General features: G+C 69.2%; 18 protein-coding genes. 11 read left to right on the top strand and 7 right to left on the bottom strand.

What is annotated here, in order from left to right; all coding sequences use genetic code 11:
- Positions 1-133: 133 nt before the first annotated feature.
- The 9 genes from LXB15_RS00895 (at position 134) to LXB15_RS00855 (ending at position 8474) form a co-directional block, all read left to right on the top strand.
- Complete coding sequence (locus tag LXB15_RS00895) at positions 134-1342, top strand: ABC transporter substrate-binding protein (protein ID WP_370640258.1); 1209 nt, start codon at positions 134-136, stop codon at positions 1340-1342.
- A gap of 139 nt (positions 1343-1481) precedes the next feature.
- On the top strand, positions 1482-2834 hold the full coding sequence (locus tag LXB15_RS00890; protein WP_233950424.1) for a sensor histidine kinase: 1353 nt from the start codon (positions 1482-1484) through the stop codon (positions 2832-2834).
- Complete coding sequence (locus tag LXB15_RS00885) at positions 2831-3469, top strand: response regulator transcription factor (protein ID WP_233950423.1); 639 nt, start codon at positions 2831-2833, stop codon at positions 3467-3469. The genes LXB15_RS00890 and LXB15_RS00885 overlap by 4 nt, the downstream gene beginning before the upstream one ends.
- Before the next feature lie 375 nt (positions 3470-3844).
- A complete protein-coding gene (locus LXB15_RS00880; protein ID WP_233950422.1) occupies positions 3845-4816 on the top strand; it encodes a YVTN family beta-propeller repeat protein in 972 nt (323 codons plus the stop codon).
- A gap of 80 nt (positions 4817-4896) precedes the next feature.
- Entirely contained in the window at positions 4897-5523 is a 627-nt protein-coding gene (locus LXB15_RS00875; protein ID WP_233950421.1) for a hypothetical protein, read from the top strand.
- Positions 5524-5679: 156 nt separating this feature from the next.
- On the top strand, positions 5680-6465 hold the full coding sequence (locus tag LXB15_RS00870; RefSeq protein ID WP_233950420.1) for an ABC transporter ATP-binding protein: 786 nt from the start codon (positions 5680-5682) through the stop codon (positions 6463-6465).
- Positions 6462-7316, top strand: coding sequence for an ABC transporter permease (locus LXB15_RS00865; protein ID WP_233950419.1), 855 nt, complete (start codon positions 6462-6464; stop codon positions 7314-7316). The genes LXB15_RS00870 and LXB15_RS00865 overlap by 4 nt, the downstream gene beginning before the upstream one ends.
- Before the next feature lie 59 nt (positions 7317-7375).
- Entirely contained in the window at positions 7376-8149 is a 774-nt protein-coding gene (locus LXB15_RS00860; protein ID WP_233950418.1) for a hypothetical protein, read from the top strand.
- Positions 8150-8219: 70 nt separating this feature from the next.
- Positions 8220-8474 carry a DUF2171 domain-containing protein gene (locus tag LXB15_RS00855; RefSeq protein ID WP_233950417.1) on the top strand — a complete coding sequence of 85 codons (255 nt, stop codon included), beginning with the start codon at positions 8220-8222 and terminating at the stop codon, positions 8472-8474.
- Between the two features lie 27 nt (positions 8475-8501).
- Here LXB15_RS00855 and LXB15_RS00850 read toward each other — a convergent pair whose 3' ends face one another.
- The 4 genes from LXB15_RS00850 to LXB15_RS00835 form a co-directional block, all read right to left on the bottom strand.
- Positions 8502-9119 (bottom strand): PQQ-dependent catabolism-associated CXXCW motif protein, encoded by a 618-nt coding sequence (locus tag LXB15_RS00850; RefSeq protein ID WP_233950416.1) that lies wholly within the window; start codon positions 9117-9119, stop codon positions 8502-8504.
- Positions 9116-10039: a substrate-binding domain-containing protein gene (locus LXB15_RS00845; RefSeq protein ID WP_233950415.1), complete on the bottom strand. Its 924-nt coding sequence runs from the start codon at positions 10037-10039 to the stop codon at positions 9116-9118. The genes LXB15_RS00850 and LXB15_RS00845 overlap by 4 nt, the downstream gene beginning before the upstream one ends.
- 4 nt (positions 10040-10043) lie before the next feature.
- Positions 10044-10838, bottom strand: a complete 795-nt coding sequence (locus LXB15_RS00840) for a c-type cytochrome, methanol metabolism-related (RefSeq protein WP_233950414.1) — start codon at positions 10836-10838, stop codon at positions 10044-10046.
- Between the two features lie 193 nt (positions 10839-11031).
- Positions 11032-12939, bottom strand: a complete 1908-nt coding sequence (locus LXB15_RS00835; RefSeq protein ID WP_255696631.1) for a methanol/ethanol family PQQ-dependent dehydrogenase — start codon at positions 12937-12939, stop codon at positions 11032-11034.
- Positions 12940-13590: 651 nt separating this feature from the next.
- Here LXB15_RS00835 and LXB15_RS00830 point away from each other — a divergent pair.
- Both LXB15_RS00830 and LXB15_RS00825 read left to right on the top strand, forming a co-directional pair.
- A complete protein-coding gene (locus tag LXB15_RS00830; RefSeq protein ID WP_233950413.1) occupies positions 13591-14529 on the top strand; it encodes a quinoprotein relay system zinc metallohydrolase 2 in 939 nt (312 codons plus the stop codon).
- Positions 14530-14660: 131 nt separating this feature from the next.
- A complete protein-coding gene (locus LXB15_RS00825; RefSeq protein ID WP_233950412.1) occupies positions 14661-15509 on the top strand; it encodes a quinoprotein dehydrogenase-associated SoxYZ-like carrier in 849 nt (282 codons plus the stop codon).
- Positions 15510-15552: 43 nt separating this feature from the next.
- Here LXB15_RS00825 and LXB15_RS00820 read toward each other — a convergent pair whose 3' ends face one another.
- From LXB15_RS00820 to LXB15_RS00810, 3 genes are all read right to left on the bottom strand, one after another.
- On the bottom strand, positions 15553-15855 hold the full coding sequence (locus LXB15_RS00820) for a hypothetical protein (RefSeq protein ID WP_370640257.1): 303 nt from the start codon (positions 15853-15855) through the stop codon (positions 15553-15555).
- 149 nt (positions 15856-16004) lie between these two features.
- Positions 16005-16979, bottom strand: coding sequence for a YncE family protein (locus LXB15_RS00815; protein WP_233950411.1), 975 nt, complete (start codon positions 16977-16979; stop codon positions 16005-16007).
- Complete coding sequence (locus LXB15_RS00810) at positions 16976-17470, bottom strand: SRPBCC family protein (RefSeq protein WP_370640256.1); 495 nt, start codon at positions 17468-17470, stop codon at positions 16976-16978. The genes LXB15_RS00815 and LXB15_RS00810 overlap by 4 nt, the downstream gene beginning before the upstream one ends.
- Positions 17471-17638: the final 168 nt, after the last annotated feature.

Below are 17638 nucleotides of genomic sequence, written 5' to 3'. Positions count from 1 at the left end.
ACTTAGCCCGAAGGATGACGCGAGCAAAGACGATTTCGAAAGAAGGGCTTGCGCGAAGCGCGGTGCCCGGGGAGGAAGTGCCTTGCACGCCATGCTCAGAAACAAGTTCGCCGCCCTGCTTCTCGGCGCCGCGATGCTGGCGCCGGTCTGCGGCGGCGCGCTCGCCCAGGCTGCCGCGCCGGCGGCGAACGCGCCCGCCGCGGCGCCGGCCGAGACGCAGGCACAATCGGTGCGGATCGGATTCCTGCGCACCTACGAACGCACCCTCGCCCTGTCGGTGCTCGACATTCCGCCCGAGGATATCGGCCTTGCCGGCGCCAATCTCGCCATCGTCGACAACAACACCACCGGCTCGTTCATGGGCCAGAACTTCGAGCTCGAGGTCGTCACGCTGGCGCCCGGCGAAGACGTGGCGGAGCCGGCGCGCCAGATGCTGGCGGACGGCATCCAGTACATCGTCACCGACCTCTCCGCCGAGGACACGCTGACCGTCGCGGACATCGCGGGCGAGACCGGCACGCTGGTGTTCAATGCCGGCGCGGTCGACGACCGCCTGCGCGGCGAGGCGTGCCGCGCCAACATGCTGCACACGGCGCCGTCGCGCGCGATGCTCACCGACGGCCTCGCCCAGTATCTGATGTGGAAGCAGTGGCGGAACTGGGCGCTCGTCGAAGGCGAGCACGAGGGCGACCAGCTGTTCGCCGCGGCGATGAAGAAGTCGGCCACCAAGTTCGGCGGCACCATCGTCGGCGAGAAGGTCTTCGAGGATGCCGGCGGCGCCCGCGCCACCGATTCCGGCCAGGCGCTGGTGCAGCGCCAGATCCCGGTGTTCCTGCAGGACCTGCCGGATCACGACGTGCTGCTCGTCGCCGACGAGAGCGAGGTGTTCGGCAGTTACGTGCCCTGGCGTACCTGGGTGCCGCGCCCCGTCGCCGGCACCGCCGGCCTGACCGCCGGCTCCTGGCACCCGGCCAGCGAGCAGTGGGGCGGCGCCCAGATCCAGAACCGCTTCGAGGATTCCGCCGGCCGGCGCATGCAGTCGAAGGACATGCAAGCCTGGACCGCCGTGCGGGTCATCGGCGAGGCCGCCTCGCGGACGCAGTCGACCGACCCCGCCGCGATCGCCGAATTCATCAAGGGCGACGATTTCGCCATCGCCGCCTTCAAGGGCCAGCGTCTCACCTTCCGCGACTGGGACTGGCAGCTGCGCCAGCCGATCCTGCTGGGCACCGAGGATTCGGTGGTCTCGGCCTCGCCGCAGGAGGGTTTCCTGCACCAGGTCTCCGAACTCGACACGCTGGGCGTCGACGAGCCGGAGACCGAGTGCAGCTTCGAGAACTAGGCGCGGCGCTGGCCCACCGGCCCACGGGGCTTGACGGGGCGGGCCCGACGGCGCTTTTCGGCGTGCGAGACTGGGCGGGGGCGATGAGCCTTCCCCCTCCTCCATTCCCCGTCGCAACAGGATCGGCCGCCTCCCTCCCGTGTCCCTCAAAGCCCGCCTCGCCGTCACGCTCACGATCGCCTTCCTCGTCATCCTGACGATCGGCAGCGCGCTGACCTTCCGGCAGGCGACGCAGAACATCGCCGCCGAGCTCAGCGCCGCCCGCAGCGTCGCCAACAACCGGGTGGCGCAGCTGATCGCCGAGCTGCCCGCCTCGCGCGACGTGCCGGGCAAGCTGGCGAGCTTCGTGCGCGCCTTCAACGGCGACCGCCACGTCCAGATCATGCTGATCGACGCGACCGGCGCCGTGCGGGACTTCTCGCAGCCGGCGCAGGATGGCGGCGCCCTTCCGGCCTGGTTCGTGCAGCTGCTCGCCCCGGAACCGTCGGTGACGGTCATGCCGCTGTCGGGCAGCGCCCTGCCGATGACCGGCGCGGTGGTGTCGATCGACCCGCGCAACGAACTCGCCGATACCTGGACGGAACTCTCGGTCAGCTTCGCCATCCTGGCACTGTTCGTGCTGATCGCCTTCGTGGCGGTGTGGGTGGTCGCCGACCGGGCGCTGCGCCCGCTGGACGCGATCCAGGCGGGCTTCGGGCGGATCGGCGGCGGCGACTATGCCACGCCGGTGGAAGCTGCGGGGCCGCCGGAAATGCGCAGCCTGGCGGCCGGGTTCAATCGCATGGCGAGCCAGCTCGACGAGGTCTCCGCGCGCAATCGCCGGCTCTCCGAGCAGCTGCTGCGGCTGCAGGACGAGGAGCGCGCCGAACTCGCCCGCGACCTGCACGATGAGGTCGGGCCGCTGCTCTTCGCCATCGACGTCGATGCCTCGGCGATCGCGCGGCTGGCGCGGCGCGACACGCCGCAGGGCCCGCTCGCCGAACGCGCCGAGGCGATCAAGCAGGCGGCGCACCAGGCGCGCCGCGAGGTGCGGCGAATCCTCGGCGGCCTGCGCCCCGGCCTGCTGCCGGGCCTCGGCCTCAAGGTGGCGGTGGAGACGATGCTCGGCGAACTCGCCCGGCGGCACCCGGACGTCGCCTTCGTCGCCGACGTCGCCGACGGCGACTGGGGCGGGCCAACCGAGACGCTGCTGCAGCGGGTGGTCCGCGAGGCGGTCAATAACGCGCTGCGGCACGGCCACCCGGGGCGCATCGCCGTGCACGTCGCGCCGCGGGACGGGCGCCTGTGGTTCGAGATCGTCGACGATGGCGGCGGCCTGCCGGCCGGCGGCCCGACCGGCGGTTTCGGCCTGATCGGCATGCGCGAGCGTATCGAGGCGGCGAGCGGCGATCTGACGGTGACGCAGGTGGCATTGCCGCCGGGGGTGCGGCTGTCGGGCAGCGTGCCGCTCGCGGCGCACGACGAGGCGCGGCAAGGGGGAAGAGCGGCATGAAGATCCTGATCGTCGACGATCACACCGTGGTGCGCGACGGGGTCCGGCGGCTGGTCGAGGTGCTGCCGGACACCGAGATCGCCGAGGCCGAGAGCCCGTCTGAGGCGCTGGCGATGTTCCGGCGCTTCCGCCCGGACGTGGTGGTGCTCGACATCAACCTGAAGAACGGCAGCGGCCTCGACGCCCTGCGGCGGCTGCGGGCCGACGACCCCAAGGCCCGTGTCGTCGTCTTCTCGATGTATTCCGACATCGTCTACGCGGTGTCCGCCCAGCGCGACGGCGCACTCGGCTACGTCTCCAAGAGTGCCCCGTCCGACGAGCTGCTGGTGGCGATCGAGAAGGCCTTCGAGGGCATCGCCTATGTCGACGCCGAGACCGCCGCCTTGATGGCCGAGCACGAGTCGCACGGCGGCGGGGCGCGCGACCTGTCACGGCGCGAGCTGCAGATCCTGCACATGCTGGGTGAAGGCAAGAGCCTCGCCGACATCGCCGACGGGCTCGGCGTCGCCTACAAGACCATCGCCAACACCTCCACCCGCATGAAGGAGAAGCTCGGCGTCGAGCGCACCTCCGACCTCGTACGCTTCGCGCTGGAGACCAAGGGCGGGCGAATGCTGGGCCGGGACGGCAAGTAGCCGTCCGCCCCCGGCAAGACGGGAACTTGTCCCGTTGTCGGTGCTGAATCTTCCGGGCTAGCTTCCTTCAACGGTCGCTTCCCGGCTCCCTGCCCCTCCCAAAGGCAGCGGGGTCGGGGGCGGCCGGGTCGCTTCGCCGGATCGGGAGATGGCGGACGGCCCGGCGCGGTGGCACCGGACGCCGGGCGGGAGGCGACCGAGCGTGTCGACCGTCGCCGGGAGGATCCGGCTAGCAGCGCGCCTTCACTCTTGGCAGCGTTGCGGGCATACCGGAGGCGAGCCGACGGCGGCTCGTTGGATGAGGATCTGGCTTGTCGGCATCCTGCCGGGCGAGTTTTCAGGAGACGGGATCGCCGGTCCCGCCGGGAGGATGAATTGAGACGACTGACGACGGCGGCCCTGGCCGCGACGCTTGCTTTGTCCGCGAGCCCCGCTTTCGCCTACAAGATCTTCGTATCGAACGAGAAGGGCAACGACATCACCGTGCTCGACTCGGAGAATTTCGAGGTGATCGACACCTTCGCCGTCGGCCAGCGGCCGCGCGGCATCGCCGTCAGCCCGGACGGCAAGCACCTCTATGTCTGCGCCAGCGACAACGACACGATCCAGGTCTACGACACCGCGACCTACGCGTTCGTCCGCACCCTGCCTTCCGGCCCCGATCCCGAGCTGCTGGTGGTCTCGCCTGACGGCAAGCGCCTCTACGCCGCCAACGAGGACGACAATCTCGTCACCGCCATCGACCTCGAGACCGGCAAGCGGCTCGCCGAGATTCCGGTGGGCGTCGAGCCCGAGGGCATGGGCATCTCCCCGGACGGCCAGACCATCGTGAACACGTCGGAAACGACGAACATGGCCCACTTCATCGACCGCGACAGCCAGCAGATCACCGCCAACGTGCTGGTCGATTCGCGGCCGCGCTTCGCCCAGTACAAGGCCGACGGCTCGGAGATCTGGGTCAGCGCCGAGATCGGCGGCACGGTCACGGTCATCGACGCGGCGACCAAGGAGGTCAAGCACAAGATCACCTTCGAGATCCAGGGCATCCGGCCGGAGGCGATCCAGCCGGTCGGCGTGCGCATCTCCGACGACGGCACCAGGGCCTACGTGGCGCTCGGACCCGCCAACCGCGTCGCCGTGATCGATGCGAACACCTACGAGGTGCTCGACTATCTGCTGGTCGGCCAGCGCGTCTGGCAGCTCGCCTTCTCGCCCGACCAGAAGCACCTGTTCACCACCAACGGCATCTCCAACGACGTCTCGATCGTCGATGTGGAGGCCGGCGAGGTGATCAAGTCGGTGCAGGTCGGCCAGGAGCCCTGGGGCGTCGCCGTCACGCCGGAATGACCAGCACCTGCCGCAGCCCGGGAGGCGGCGCTGCGGCATTCCGCCTACTGCATTACCCACTGGAAGGGAGGACACCACTTATGAAACCACTCTGGCTCTCGCTGATGGCAGCGACGCTCGCCTTCGCCCCGATCACCGTCGCGTACGCGCAGGACGCCTCGGGCAGTACCCCGGCAGCAGCCGCCGACGAAGACGATGATGACGATGACGACGACGACGACGATGCTGCCGGCGGCAGCGAGAGCGCCGCGATGGTGCCGACGGCGGACCAGCTGAACATCCCGCAGGGCTCGGAACTGATGCCGGCGAGCGCCCTCAACGGCGACCAGATCGGCCTGCCGCCCGCCACGCTGTCGTCGCAGATCGTCACGCCGCTGATCCTCGGCAAGGGCGGCGAGCCCTTCGCGGTCAGCCACAACGACATCTACCTGCGGTCCAACCAGGCCTATCGCTGGGACATCACCTCGGAGGGCGACGTCGAGTACAAGTTCAACGCGCCCGGCTTCTTCCGTAATGTCTGGATGAACCAGATCGTCATCGACGACCTCGAGATCCACATGGCCGGCGCGCCGGCCTGGCTCGAATACGACGCCCACGGCACGATCAGCGTGTCGTTCCAGACCATCCGGCCGGGCCGCTACGAGTGGTACGTCGAGGGCCTGGAAGGCGACCAGGACATGAAGGGCACGATCACCGTCGTTCCATGAGCCGCACCTGACGGCGCCCGCCGAAACGACCCGCGTCCGGCCCGCATCCCTTGAGAGGGGCATGCGGGCCTTCGCTGTCCGGCGCCACGGCAGTCCTGTCTTCGCGCCCCCAGTCAGGCTAACGTGCCCCGGACCGATCAACCGCAACGGACAGAGATGGCCAGCATCGCCCCCGCTCTCGCCGCCCCGCCCGCTCTCGAGATCGAGGGCGTCAGCCATTCCTACGGCGCCCGCAAGGCGCTGGACGACGTTTCCTTCACCGTGCCGCAGGGCTCGTTCACCGCATTGCTTGGCCCGAACGGCGCCGGCAAGTCGACGCTGTTCTCGCTGGTCACCCGCCTGTTCAACGTCCGCGAGGGCCGGATCCGCATCCTCGGGCACGATCTCGGCCAGCGGCCGGGCGAAGCGCTGCGGCGGCTCGGCGTGGTGTTCCAGGCCCGCACCCTCGACCTCGAACTCTCGATCCGCCAGAATCTGAAATACCACGCCGCGCTGCACGGCATCTCGGGCGCCGCCGCCAACCGGCGCATCGAGGAGATCCTCGCCGGCTCCGAACTCATCGACCGGCTCGGCGACAAGGCCCGCAGCCTCTCCGGCGGCCAGCTCCGGCGCGTCGAGATCGTCCGCGCCTTCATGCACCGGCCGCAGCTGATCCTGCTCGACGAGCCGACCGTCGGCCTCGACATCCGCTCGCGCGCCGAGATCGTCGCCGAGGTCCGGCGGCTGGTGCAGGACGAAAATGTCAGCGTCCTCTGGGCGACGCACCTGATCGACGAGATCGACGAAACCGACCGCGTCGTGGTGCTGCATCACGGCCGGGTGCTGGCGGAAGGCGCCGTCCCCGACGTGGTGGAGGCCGAGAGCGCCGGCTCGATCCGCGACGCCTTCTCCCGCCTTACCGGTCTCGCGACCCGCCAGCCCGAGCCGGAGATGGTCGCGTGAACAGTCTCGCCCCCGCCCGTTCCGACGCCGGCACACCCCGCGGCTTCCCGCTCTCGGCCTACGTCATCTGCTGCCGCGGCGTCGTCTGGCGCGAGGCGCTGCGCTTCCTGCACCAGCGCGGCCGCTTCGTCTCGGCGCTGGTGCGCCCGCTGCTCTGGCTGTTCATCTTCGCCGCCGGCTTCCGCCAGGTGCTCGGCGTCTCGATCGTGCCGCCTTACGTCACCTACATCCTCTACGAGGTCTACATCACGCCCGGCCTCGTCGGCATGATCCTCTTGTTCAACGGCATGCAGTCGTCGCTGTCGATGGTCTACGACCGCGAGACCGGCACGATGAAGACGCTCCTGGTCTCGCCGCTGCCGCGCTGGTTCCTGCTGGTCTCCAAGCTCGCCGCCGGCGTCGCGGTGGGCGTGCTCCAGGTCTACGTGTTCTTCGTCATCGCCTGGTTCTGGGAGGTGCGGCCGCCCTGGCAGGGTTATCTCTACGTCCTGCCGGCGCTGATCCTCGCCGGGCTGATGCTCGGCGCGCTCGGCATGCTGCTCTCCTCGCTGGTGCAGCAGCTGGAGAATTTCGCCGGCGTCATGAACTTCGTGATCTTCCCGATGTATTTCGCCTCGTCGGCGCTCTATCCGCTCTGGCGCGTGCAGGAATCGAGCCCGCTGCTCTACACGATCTGCCTGTTCAACCCGTTCACCCACGCGGTGGAACTCGTCCGCTTCGCGCTCTATCGTCAGTTCAACCTCGAGGCCTTCGCCATCGTCCTCGGCTGCACGATCGCGTTCCTCGGCGCCGCGATCCTCGCCTACGACCCGTCGCGCGGCCTGATCAGCCGCAAGCGGCAGGCCGCGTGAGGCCGCAGCCGACGACCGCCGGGACAGGTCGTCCGGGAAAACACCAGGGAGGAGAGCCCATGTCCGCTCGATCCACACGCACCGTTCTGCGGGCCGCCGGCCTAGCGCTGGCGACCGCGCTCGCCGTCGTCCCGGCAGCCGCCCAGGACGGCGCCCAGCCGCGCGACGTGCCGCAAGGCTTCGTCGTCCCCGGCCCCGCTCCGACCAATGCGCCCGAGGCGGGCGCCGCCGGCCCGGACTCCCCGACGCCGCCCGCGGCCGCCGACCCGATGAGCTTCGCCATCGCCCCGCACGAAGGCACCACCGACTGGCCCTGCGTCCAGCGCCGGGTGGAATCGCTGACCCCTGCCCAGATCTGGGCAGGACCGGATCTGGCGCTTGCCGACGGCGTCGAACGGACGCCGGAGATGCGCCGCCTGGTCGGCACGGTCATCGCCCGCCGCCTGCCGCTCGACGAGGCCGAGGCGATGGTCGCCGAGTTCGTCGCCTCCCGGCCGCAGGCCGAACGGGAGGCCACGGCGGCGGCGCTGTTCGGCGATATCCTGACCGCCCTCAACGCCGAGCGCAGCCAGGTGATGGACGGCATCGAGCGCTACGGCGCCAAGCAGAAGGAACTGGCGACGCGGCTGCGGCAGGAGAACGCCGAGTTCTTTGCGATGCAGCGCGAGGAAGGCGCCGATGCCGCCGCCGTCGAGGAAGCCCGCCAGTCGATGGTCTGGGACACGCGGATCTTCAACGAGCGGCGGGCCTCGCTGACCTATGTCTGCGAGGTGCCGACGCTGATCGAGCAGCGCGCCTTCGCGCTGGGCCGGGCGATCACCCGCGCACTCTGAAGCAGCCGATGCATCCCTTCGGCGGCTGGCGAGTTGTCGGGACGACACAACCGCCCGCAAGGAGAAGACGATGAGCCACGATATCCAGCCGCACATGGAAGTCATCGGTGCCGACGGCACGCATGTCGGCACCGTCGACCGCGTCGAGAACGACCGCATCAAGCTGACCAAGGCCGATGCCGGCGAAGGCTCGCATCGCGGCCATCACCACTTCATTCCGATGGGGCTGGTCGCTGAGGTCGAGGGCGACAAGGTCCGCCTGTCGGCCAATGCGGACGTTGCCGTCAGCTTCGAGGAAGAAGGCGATTCCTCACCCGCCGCCTGAACCGGCGCATCGGCGTTCCGGCCGGGCTCACTCGTCCGGCCGGGGCTCCGGCTCCGCCGCCACCAGCGGCAGGCCGGCTTCCGCCCAGCCTTCGGTGCCGTCGGGATACCAGTGGACGGCGGTGTAGCCGGCGGCGATCGCCCGTCTCGCGGCGTTCCAACTCATCCAGCAATCGCGCTGGCAATAGATCACCACCGGGGCGCTCTTGTCGCCGCCGGTGACCCTGGCGAGCCCGCGCATCAGATAGTTTTCCATGACCGGCGGCAGTTCCCCGTAGCCGGTATCGACCAGCCACAGCGAGCCGGGAATGTTCGCCCGTTCCTTGGGCCGCCAGATCGTGCCTTCCGGAAGGTTCTTCGGGCGGGGCGCGCGCGGCAGGACGTCGACGAAGGGGACGCCGCGATCATGCAGCGCCTTGGCCGCTTGCGTGTCCACGACGGTGCCGCCCGACAGGGTCGCCGGCACCGGGGCGCGGTACTCGTCCATGCGGTAGCCGTCGGGTTCGGGAACCGGCGATGCCGCGGCGGTCTCCGCCACGGCGGGTCCGGCGGCGGCAGCCCTTCCGCCCGGTCCGGGCAACGCCAGGCAAGCGGCCGCGATGGTGGCCGCGGCGAGGCGCAGGAGCGCCGGCCGCGGCCGTTTCATTGCGCGCTGCCCGCGGCAGGCGCCGCACCGCCGTCGGGATCCGGCGCTTCCTGCGGCGTCTCACCCGCCTTCGACAGGATCGGGTTGTCCTGTTCGTCGAGGAGCGGCACGCCGTAGGACAAGAGGATCTCGTTGATCTCGTCCTGATACTCGGCGATGGCGCGGTTCAGCGTCCGCTTCCATTCCTGGTCGGCCGGCCGCACGCCCATGGTGATCCGGAAGGCCATGGCGGCCCCGCCCGGTTCCTTGTGCAGCGGCACGACGGTGTAGTCGCGCTCGGCCTGCTTGGCGTAGTAGCCGGCCATCGGACCCCAGAGCACCGCGGCGTCGATCTCGCCTGATTCGAGATCGTCGATCATCGCCTTGGCGGAGTTGTCGACGCGGGTGTCGATCATCAGATGGTAGGCCTTGGCCTTGCCCATCAGCCCGGCTCGCGCCAGGTAGCTGCCCGGCGGCGTGCCGGCGATGATGCCGACCCGCTTGTCCTTCAGCTTCGGGTCCGAGAGGGACTCGACGCCCTCCAGGTCGCCGCCGCTGGGATAGACCAGCGCATAGGCCGTCCGGTAGTAGGCATTGGTGTTCTGGACCAGCTCGTCACCCTGCGGGTAGCTGATGATCAGGTCGCAGGCATTGGCGCCGAGCGTCATCCGCACGAAGCCGGTAGCTTGCGGGAAATAGGCGTAGGACACCGATTTCCGGCCGAGCTTTTCCGCCAGGAAGCGCGCGATCGCCTGCTCGAACCCTTCTTCCGCCTGGTTCGAGAACGGCATGTTGTTGGGGTCGGCGCAGACCCGCAGGACGTCCGGGTCGACGAGTTCGATCTCGCCGCCGAACTCGCGGTCCTGCGCCTTTGCCGCGATGGGCGCCGCGAGCAGGATGATGCTCGCGGCGCCGGCGACGATGGAGATGAGTCGTTTCATCGCATCAGAATCCCAGGCAGTCGTACTCCGCCTTCTGGGCTGCATCGTTCTTCTCCGGACGCGGCGGTTCGCCACGGCCGATCACGCCATCGGCGCGGCCGCGCAGATAAATATAGATGGCGTCGAGCGAACACATCACGTTCGGATCCTCGCCCCAGGCCGGCATGACCGAGTTCTGCGGATGCCACTTGTTCTGCTGGCCGCTGACGACGATCCCGACGAAGTCGAAATAGCTCAGGTTCTGCAGCTGCTCGGTGAGGTTCGGAGCAAAGGACGAGCCCATGCCGTCCGGACCGTGGCACTGCAGGCAGTTGGCGCCGTATTTCTTATAGCCGCGCCAGGCGTACCAGTCGACCTTGCCGTCAGCGGCGATATTGTAGGTCGGGTTGCCGGCCGGGTCGACCCACTTGCCCATGTCGCCTTCGGTGGGCTCGTTGCCCGCCGTCGCCGTGTCCTTGGAAGGATGGGCGTCGGGCTGCATGCCCTCGGCGGTGGCCATCACCGGGGCGCCACCTTCGGCCGGCGCTGCGGCGGCCGCGGCCGGTGCTTCGGCCGCTGCGGGCGCTTCTGCAGCAGCAGGCGCCTCGCCGGCAGCCGGCGCCGCGGCGGCGGCTGGCGCTTCCGCCGCGGCCGGCGCGGTGCTGGCTGCCGCAGCGCCGCCGCCCGTCGGCGCCGTCGCGCCCGCGGCCGGTGCTTCCTGCCCCGCCGGAACGACGGTCGTGCCGGCACCCTGGGCGCCGGCCAGACTGGTCGTCGAGAGGAACACGGCACTGGCAAGGGCGATCAGTCTATACGTCATGCAAACCTCACGAATTGACAAAACGGGCCGCCGCGGCGGTCCGAGCTTCGGTCGATACGCGTCCCGCAGGCTCGCGCACCACCCTTCTCCCAAAGGGCGAGGGCCCGACGTCGAGGTCATCACCTGACGACGGGCCCTCAAGTCATGCAAAGGGCCCCGCACCTGAGTGGAGCGAGGCCCTGAAGCGTCAGGCTTAGTTGTTGGTGGCCGGAGCCGCCGCGTCGGCCGGAGCCGAAGCCGGGGTCGCCGCCGGCGCCGCCGAAGCGGTCTGATCCGGAACGGTGAAGACCGTCAGCTGGCCGCCGAGCGCCGTGTACTTCGACAGGGCCGCGTAGCCGCCGACCGCGCCGAGACCGGCGTTGGGGTCGGTGAGGCCGGCCGCGAGGCCGATGCCGGCCCAGCCGCCGATGCCGGACAGGATGCCGACATACTGCTGGCCTTCATGCTCGTAGGTCATCACGTTGCCGATGATGCCCGACGGGGTCTTGAACTTGTACAGTTCGTCGCCCGTCTCCGCGTCGACCGCCTTCAGGTAGCCTTCCAGCGTACCGTAGAAGACGATGTCGCCGGCTGTCGCCAGAGCGCCCGACCACACCGAGAACTGCTCGGGCAGCGACCACTTGATCTCGCCCGTGCCGGCGTCCCAGGCAATGAAGTTGCCCATGCCGCCGTGGCTGTCCGGAGCCGGATACATCGACAGGGTCGCGCCCACATAGGGCTGGCCCGCCGTGTAGGCGACGCGGAACGGCTCGTAGTCCATGCAGACGTGGTTGGTCGGGACGTAGAACAGCTTGGTCTCCGGCGAGAAGGCCGCCGGCTGCTGGTCCTTGGTGCCGAGTGCCGCCGGGCAGATGCCGGTGGAGTTCACGTCTTCGCCGTTCTGCTCGGTCGAGTATTCGGCGACGACCTGCGGCCGGCCGTACTGGTCCGAGTTCGGGTCCATGACGACTTCGGTCGCCCAGTTGACGGCCGGATCGTACTTCTTGGCCACCAGCAGTTCGCCGGTCTCGCGATCCAGCGTGTAGGCGAAGCCGTTGCGGTCGAAGTGGACGAGCGCCTTGCGCTCGGTGCCGCCGACGTCGATGTCCGCGAGGATCATCTCGTTGACGCCGTCGAAGTCCCACTCGTCATGCGGGGTCATCTGGTAGACCCACTTGGCCACGCCGGTGTCCGCATCGCGGGCCATGATGGTCATCGACCACTTGTTGTCGCCCGGGCGCTGTGCCGGGTTCCAGGTCGAGGGGTTGCCGGTGCCGTAGTAGATCAGGTTGAGTTCCGGATCGTAGGCGAACCAGCCCCAGGTCGTGCCGCCGCCGATCTGCCACTGGTCGCCTTCCCAGCTCTTCAGCGAGGAGTCGGCGCCGACCGGCTTGCCGAGCGACATGGTCTTCTCGGGATCGAACAGCATCTCGTCGTCCGGACCGGTCGAGTAGGCACGCCATGCCTGCTTGCCGTCCGAGAGGTTGTAGGCGGTCACCGAACCGCGTACGCCGAACTCGCCGCCGGAGATGCCGATCAGGACCTTGTCCTTGAACACCATCGGGGCGGCCGTGCCGGTCTCGCCCTTGGACGGGTCGCCGTTCTGCACCGACCAGACCTGCTCGCCGGTCTCGGCGTCGAGCGCCACGACGGTGGTGTCGGCCTGGTGGAGGATGACCAGGTTCTTGCCGCCCTCACCCTGCGCCGGCGCATAGGCCACGCCGCGGTTGACGGTGTCGCAGCACATCACCGGGATGACGCTCGGATCCTGCTTCGGCTCGTATTTCCACTTGATCGAGCCCTCGTCGTTGAGGTCGAGCGCGTAGACGATGTTCGGGAATGGGGTGTGGACGTACATCGTGTTGCCGACGACGAGCGGGTTGCCCTCGTGGCCGCGCAGCACGCCGGTCGAGAAGGTCCAGGCGGGGACCATGTCGCCGACATTGTCCTTGTTGATGGCGTCGAGCGTCGAATAGCGCTGGTTGGCGTAGTTGCCGGTGGGCATGACCCACTGCGTGGCGTCGTCCTGCAGGTCCATGAGCGCCTCGTTCGCCGAGGCGACGGCCCCGAACGATACGAGCAGGCTCGAAGCAAGCGCCGCTTTCGTAAGTGTTTTCAACATCAACTGTCCTCCCAAAGACATATCCCGATGGCGTCCAAAGGCAGGATTGCCGATGACGACATGTAGCGAGCTGGGGGAAGGTTTCCGGCAGCGTGTCACGACCGCCAATAGGGGTCTTGGTGGGCACCGTTGATCGAACGCCCTACCGTGGCCTTCGAGATTCGGAGTGCTCCCAACACCCCGACCTTGAAGCCGGAAACCATGAGGGATGCTAGTTCGGGAAAAATTCCTGCGCAAGCGCAAAAACACAAACTTGTAGGTGCGCTGCAGCAATCTTATCCCGCATCGCAAAAATTCGCCATGCTGTAAGGATATTCGGGCCCGGCCTTGCAGAATCGCCCCTCGCCCGCTTCAGCAATCGCGACAAGTAGCTCGCCTTGCCGCGCGCATCTCTGCCGTCAACAGCAGTCATTCCCGTCCGGAAGCGACCGTGTCACGCCGGGATTTGATTGTCCTTACTTGCGCCTCTCGGAACGGGACTTGGGCGCCTGCTTCACATCATTCCCCAGCTGACCGTCTGCACACCGGCCGACGCAAATCCCGCCGGCACTCCGAAGAACATCCGTTTGCGGACAGCTTGACGCAGGCGGCGCTCGAACCCCGCGCGGCGCGGCCTTGCCTCGCGGCATCGAAGCGGCTCAGATGCCGCCCATGTTCCGGCTTTCCCCCGTCGTCGCCGCCCTGCTGGCCGGCCTGCTCGTCGCCACCGCCGCACCGGCCGCGCCGGCCGCCGCGCCGCTGCCGGTGACCGAGGTGGCGCCCGGCGTATTCGTCCATGCGGGCGCCGTGGCGCAGACCTCGCCGGGCAACCGCGGCGACATCGCCAATATCGGCTTCGTCGTCGGCGAGTCCGCGGTGGCGGTGATCGACAGCGGCGGCAGCGTCGCGGTGGCCGAGTCGGCGCTCGCCGCCATCCGGCAGGTGACCGACCTGCCCGTCCGCTATCTCATCAACACCCACATGCATCCGGACCATGTGTTCGGGAACCAGGTCTTCGCCGGCATCGGCGCCACCATCATCGGCCATCGCCGGCTGCCGGCGGCGCTGTCGGCCCGCGCCGACTTCTACCGCCAGTCGATGCGCGAGCAGCTCGGCGCGGAGCTCGCCGGGGCGGTCACCATCACCCTTCCGGACGAGACGGTCGAACGCGAGCAGCGGATCGACCTCGGCGGCCGCACTTTGCTGCTCCGGGCCTGGGAGACGGCCCATACCGACAACGACCTCACCGTGCTCGACGAGGCGACCGGCACGCTGTTTGCCGGCGACCTCCTGTTCATGCAGCACGTCCCGGTGCTCGACGGCTCGATCAAGGGTTGGCTCGCCCAGCTCCCGGAACTCGCCGCGCTGGACGCCGAGCGCGTGGTGCCCGGCCACGGCCCGCCGAGCGCGCCCTGGCCGCAGGCGCTGGAGGCGCAGACCGCCTATCTGGAAGCGCTCGCCGCCGATCTGCGCGCCGCCATCGCCGCCGGCGTGCCGATCGCCGAAGCGGTCGACGGAGCGGCCGCGGGCCAAGCCGGCAACTGGCGGCTCTTCGAGGCCTACAACCCGCGCAACGCCACCGCCGCCTTCGCGGAACTCGAGTGGGAATAGCGCCGGCCCGGGCCGCCGCCGGGACCCGATGACATTTTCGGGCGCCGCTTGCCCAAGGCGCGGGCAAGGCTCACATTAGCGCACAAGATGACCGGCGAACCGGCACGCGCGAGGTCGCAAGGGAGGTTCCGATGTCGAAGACCCATGGAAGAAGCAGGTTCCTGACGGGGGCGGCGGGCCTGTCCCTCGCCTGCCTCGCGATCGCCCTCGCGGCGCCCCCATCGCGGGCCGAGACGGCCTCCACGCCGGAGGCCGCGGCGGCCGCCAGCCCCTCGAGCTGGGCGAGCCTCAAGGGCGACCTGTTCGGCGATCGCGAACTGGTCGAGGGCAGCGATGCGGTCAGCATCGAGGCGCCCGACCGCGCCACCGACCCGGCGATCGTGCCGGTCACGCTCCGGCTCGATCCGGCAAAGGCCATCCGCAAGGTGACGCTGGTGATCGACGAGAACCCGGCGCCCGTCGCCGCGACCTTCGACATCGCCGAGAACGCCGGGGTGACGCAGCTGTCGACGCGGGTGCGGGTCAACGAATACACCGACATCCACGCCATCGCCGAGGCCGCCGACGGCACGCTCTACGTCACCAGCAAGTTCGTGAAGGCGGCCGGCGGCTGTGCTGCCCCGGCGGCGAAGGATCCCGAGGTCGCCGCCCGCGAGATGGGCCAGATGAAGCTGCGCTTCTTCGAGGCGCCGGCGGATTCGACCGAGCGCGAGGCGCAGCTGATGATCCGGCATCCGAACAATTCCGGCCTGCAGAAGGACCAGGTGACGCTGCTCTATATCCCGGCGCATTTCGTCAGCGAGCTGGAAGTCACCCGCGGCGGCGAGCGCCTCTTCTCGATGACCGGCGGTATCTCGATCTCCGAGGATCCGAGCTTCCGCTTCACCTATGCGGGCGATGCGGCAGCGCCCTTCCATGCGCGCGCCGTCGACACCGACGGCAATGTCTTCGAGAAGAGCTTCGCCCCCGGCCAGAGCTGAGACGACCGGCCGGCCGCCGCGCCGGCCCGCTCGCCCGCGTCCCTCAGTCGAAGCAGCGGATCTCGGCCTCGGCCTGCGCCCGGCGCAGCGCGTCGATCGCCGCCTTCTGCTCGACGCCGCCGCGGAACAGCGCACCCTTCTCGCCGCTGACCTGCTGCATCGACAGGAAGGTCGAGGCCTCGACATAGCGGTCGTAGGGCAGCAGCGAGGCGACGACGTCGAACGAGCAGGAACACTGTTCCAGCGCCGTCCGCGTGTTGCCGTTGCTCGACATGCAGCCGAACACGTAGTCGGCGGTGACGTCCGTCGGATAGTCGGCGGTTGCCGCCAAGGGCGTGCTGCCCATGCCGGGCGCCCGCGTGATGCCGGCCGGGCCGACCACGGTGCTGGGCGGCACCACCATCTGGGCCGCCGCCGGCGCGGCGGCGACGAGCGTGGCGAGTGCCGCGAGCGCGGCCGATCGCATTAGGCTTGGCATGATGGAATCCTCCCTGGCTATGGCGTCGCCGGATCGGCTCCGACGAACGCCCCGAAGGCCCGCGGGCCTTCCGCGACCGTGACGTGGCCGACGATCTCCAGCGTCTCGGCGTCGATCTTGGCGAGCGTATCGTCGAACCAGTTGGCGACATAGACGAAACGCCCGTCGCTGCCGACGTCGATCCCTTCCGGATATTCGCCGGTTTCCAGCGTCGTCAAGCGCTCGCGGGTCGCCGCATCGAACACCGTGACGGTGCTGCCGTACTGGTCGGTGACGAACACCTTGCCGCGCGTCTCGGCGGCGGCATAGGGGTGCGAGCCGACGTCGACGGTGGCGAGCACCTTATGGGTCGCGGCATCGACGATGGTGACGCTGTCGCCGCCGACATTCGCCGCATAGACGCGCGTGCCGTCCGGCGAGAACGCCACGCCGAACGGCCGCGCGCCCACCGCGACGCGGGCGATCGCCTTTCCCGTCCGGGTGTCGATGAAGGAGATCTGATCGGAATCGCGGTCGGCCGTGACGACGACGCTGCCGTCCCCGGACACCGCGACGCCGGAGGGCGACTGGCCGGTCTCGAAGGCCCCGACGACCTTGCCCGCCTCCTGGTCGACCACCAGCAGCGAATGCGAGAACCAGTCGGCGACATAGACCGGCGCGCCGGAGGGATGCACCGCGATACCGAGCGGCCCGCCGCCGGTCGCGATCTCGCGGATCACCGTGCCGGACGCCGTGTCGACGACGCTGATCGCCTTGGCCTCGGGGCGCGAGACATAGGCGCGCTTGCCGTCCGCCGAGAGGGCGATGCCGGCCGGCTTGCCGGCGATGGGAACCGTCGAGCGCACGGTCATCGTGTCGAGATCGACGATCGACAGCGTTTCGGCTTCCTGGCTGGTCACGTAGGCGAGGTCGCCGGCCGCGGCGGTGCCGGCGGCCAGCATGCCGGCGAGCACCAGGCCGGCACTCGCCGCGATGCCGCGAAGCGGGCTCACGAGCCGGATTCGACCACCGTCTTCAGGTTGTCGAGACCCTCGCGCAGGAAGGCCGAAACGCCGGTCACGGCGGCCTCGTCGTTGAGCTCGGCCGGCGGATCGTTGTTCGGGTAGCCGCGGTAGAAGGCGGCCCGCCAGGTCACCTCGGAGCGCGCCCCGCCGTCGAGCGGCTTGACCGTCATCGTCGAGGAATAGTTGGTGGCCGGCAGCACGTCGACATTCACGTGGCCGATGAAGGTCGAGAGCGACATCTTCGTCGCGTCGATCTTCGACAGCTCCTCTTCCATCGTCCCGCCGCTCTTGTAGCCGAGCGTGCGGATCGCGCCGACCTCCGCGCCCTTCGGCGAATCGGTCATCGCGACGCGCGGATGCCAGGACATGTCGCCGAAGGCGGAGATGACCGCCCAGACCTTCTCCGGCGCCGCATCGATCTCGACGGTCTCGCTGGCCTTCTGCCGCGTCGGCCCGTGCGCCAGGGCGAGCCCCGGCATCACGAACAGCGCCAGGATGAAAGAGATGATGCGTATGGCCACGACCGAGCCTCCCTGCTGATCACTGTCGGGCCGGCCCGGATGCGGCGGCCCGATTCGCGGTGGACCCTATTGCCAAGTGCGCCCGGCGAAAAGAGGAATTGATCCCGCACCAGACGGTTTCGCGAA

It is taken from the genome of Aurantimonas sp. HBX-1 (assembly GCF_021391535.1).
In the GTDB taxonomy this organism is placed as follows: Bacteria; Pseudomonadota; Alphaproteobacteria; order Rhizobiales; family Rhizobiaceae; genus Aurantimonas.
Note: the sequence above shows the minus strand (reverse complement) of the source record. Positions and strands in the feature narration are given on the sequence as shown.

What these genes read in the sequence shown, in the direction of transcription:
- LXB15_RS00820 (WP_370640257.1), bottom strand. Translation starts at nt 15,855, where the DNA reads ATGGGCAGCACGCCCTTGGCGGCAACCGCCGACTATCCGACGGACGTC.
- LXB15_RS00860 (WP_233950418.1), top strand. Translation starts at nt 7,376, where the DNA reads ATGTCCGCTCGATCCACACGCACCGTTCTGCGGGCCGCCGGCCTAGCG.
- LXB15_RS00825 (WP_233950412.1), top strand. Translation starts at nt 14,661, where the DNA reads ATGTCGAAGACCCATGGAAGAAGCAGGTTCCTGACGGGGGCGGCGGGC.
- LXB15_RS00885 (WP_233950423.1), top strand. Translation starts at nt 2,831, where the DNA reads ATGAAGATCCTGATCGTCGACGATCACACCGTGGTGCGCGACGGGGTC.
- LXB15_RS00875 (WP_233950421.1), top strand. Translation starts at nt 4,897, where the DNA reads ATGAAACCACTCTGGCTCTCGCTGATGGCAGCGACGCTCGCCTTCGCC.
- LXB15_RS00895 (WP_370640258.1), top strand. Translation starts at nt 134, where the DNA reads ATGCTGGCGCCGGTCTGCGGCGGCGCGCTCGCCCAGGCTGCCGCGCCG.
- LXB15_RS00845 (WP_233950415.1), bottom strand. Translation starts at nt 10,039, where the DNA reads ATGAAACGACTCATCTCCATCGTCGCCGGCGCCGCGAGCATCATCCTG.
- LXB15_RS00870 (WP_233950420.1), top strand. Translation starts at nt 5,680, where the DNA reads ATGGCCAGCATCGCCCCCGCTCTCGCCGCCCCGCCCGCTCTCGAGATC.
- LXB15_RS00810 (WP_370640256.1), bottom strand. Translation starts at nt 17,470, where the DNA reads ATGCCGGGGCTCGCCCTGGCGCACGGGCCGACGCGGCAGAAGGCCAGC.
- LXB15_RS00835 (WP_255696631.1), bottom strand. Translation starts at nt 12,939, where the DNA reads ATGTTGAAAACACTTACGAAAGCGGCGCTTGCTTCGAGCCTGCTCGTA.
- LXB15_RS00855 (WP_233950417.1), top strand. Translation starts at nt 8,220, where the DNA reads ATGAGCCACGATATCCAGCCGCACATGGAAGTCATCGGTGCCGACGGC.
- LXB15_RS00850 (WP_233950416.1), bottom strand. Translation starts at nt 9,119, where the DNA reads ATGAAACGGCCGCGGCCGGCGCTCCTGCGCCTCGCCGCGGCCACCATC.
- LXB15_RS00840 (WP_233950414.1), bottom strand. Translation starts at nt 10,838, where the DNA reads ATGACGTATAGACTGATCGCCCTTGCCAGTGCCGTGTTCCTCTCGACG.
- LXB15_RS00830 (WP_233950413.1), top strand. Translation starts at nt 13,591, where the DNA reads ATGTTCCGGCTTTCCCCCGTCGTCGCCGCCCTGCTGGCCGGCCTGCTC.